General features: G+C 41.3%; 1 protein-coding gene. It reads left to right on the top strand.

The genetic code is table 11. The features are described 5' to 3' along the window. Positions 1–124: 124 nt before the first annotated feature. Positions 125–1,851: hypothetical protein (locus tag ACUVXA_RS20450; protein WP_445873141.1), on the top strand; the 1,727-nt coding region annotated here is incomplete at its 3' end.

A 1,851-nucleotide genomic window follows, 5' to 3' on the forward strand; every position in this document is an offset into this window, starting at 1 on the left:
CTGTCACTTCAAATGACACCGAAGAAGGAAAAGCCAAAAACCGCCGCGTCGAACTGGTAAAACAGTAAATTTATCATAATTTTTTATCTCTCCGTTAAATGAGTCGCGGGGGGTAGTAAACGCTATGAGAAAATTATTTTTTATCTTCGCAATAACCACCTTGCTTCTGTGCACTTTTGCTATGCCCTCACCCAAAGCCTACGCAGGTTATCAGCTGGACGACGAACTGGATGTTAGTATCCTTGTTAATGTTAAGTGGGAAACGCTTTCGGATGCTGGCGGTAACATTAAAGAGCAGGGTTCTTGTATAATTCAGGCATCTGGAAAAGTGGTTAAATTTGAAAAAGAAAAGACCAGACGCAGTCGCAGACAATCTTCCGTAGTTAGTGAGGAAGTCAACTATCTTCCCCAGGGGAAGATGAACGTAACCTATAAATTCAATAGTAAGTATTACGGTAGAAATGGCCTGTGTGCAGAAGAAGAGGCCTCTGGCTCCAAACCGGTGAAGGGTAAAGAAGCTCAAAAAGAAGATGCCAGTTTTGCCTTGTTTGCCTCATTGGGAATGGCAGGCAAAGGCAAAGCCCTCCAACTTTGTGGGGATATAGATAAAATCCAGGGAAAAATATTTAAACTCAGGGATGAGCCTTCAAATGACAATTACATGTTTTTGTTTACGGTTCCCTTCCGCACCACAAGCAAGGAACATGGATGTGGGATAAGGATCCCTGGTGGGAAGGTATTCGCGTTAAGTATAATCCTTAAGAAGCTGGATGAAAGGGGTATGCATGGTTCGTTCAGTTGGAATACAAGAGCTTCCGATTATAGTCAAGCCGTTATTAAAGAGTGCGGGAGTACCACTCAGTTTGATGAACCCTCTCCGGGGAGAACCTATAATGTCCACTATAATGTTAGCTGGCAGTTTGGAAAAGTGAAGCCCTTTATCAAAATCTATCAAATCACTGAAAAGAAAGATATTGATATTACGAATGGAGAAATAGATGTGATGGTAGGGAAGAAGGTTAAAATAAAAGCCGTTGTGCTTCCGTATGCTGATACAGGAGGTGGACGTTGGGACGGCATTCCTGATTCAGTTATCTCTGGTTTTATTGCTAACGACGATACAGGTAAGGTTTTAAAGTTCGAAGATTCCAAAAAGCCAGAAATTGAGTTTTTCTTTGTTGAGGGAAAGCCGGAGGGTAAAAATGTAACTCTAACTTACACTGCAGACGGTGGAAAGGTTGTGGGCAAAACAACCTTTCGGGTTTTCGCACCAGAAGTAATAATGAAAGAATTAAGAGCTTCAAAAGAAATCACTGTAGGGCCGATTGAGAAAATGAAAGGGAAAATAGGATGCTGGCTTTATTATGGGAAACTCATTAAGTCCAGTCCTCCCGAGGGTGAACCTGGGATAATCATTTCTCATGAAATTAAATTGCCAGCGAAATTCAGTAATCACCCCCACCTTCTTCAGCATGTCCAGCTGATCAAAGAAGAAGTATTAATTCATCATGATATCGATTATTTCCAGATGGCTAATAATGAATGGTGTTTGGATACATATTATCCTTACGGGAAAATGGAACCAGTTGGTTCTCCTTATAAAGACCCTGTTCCCAATAAGGTTGAGATGAATGATACTCCTTCTTATGAACTGGGTTTAGCAACCAGTGAATATCATGCCCGAGACCAGTTTCAAACATATCTGATGTTCATTCCTTCTGAAAACCCTGATGATAAGAGCTGTGCGTGGATTCCTCTCAAGGTCATCGAGTGGGATTGGCGTGCCGGTATAAAACGTATGGTGGATTGGAGAAATGATCCTCCGTGTGATAAAAATACATTTAAAATTTT

The sequence above is a fragment of the Candidatus Jordarchaeum sp. genome, assembly GCF_052745115.1.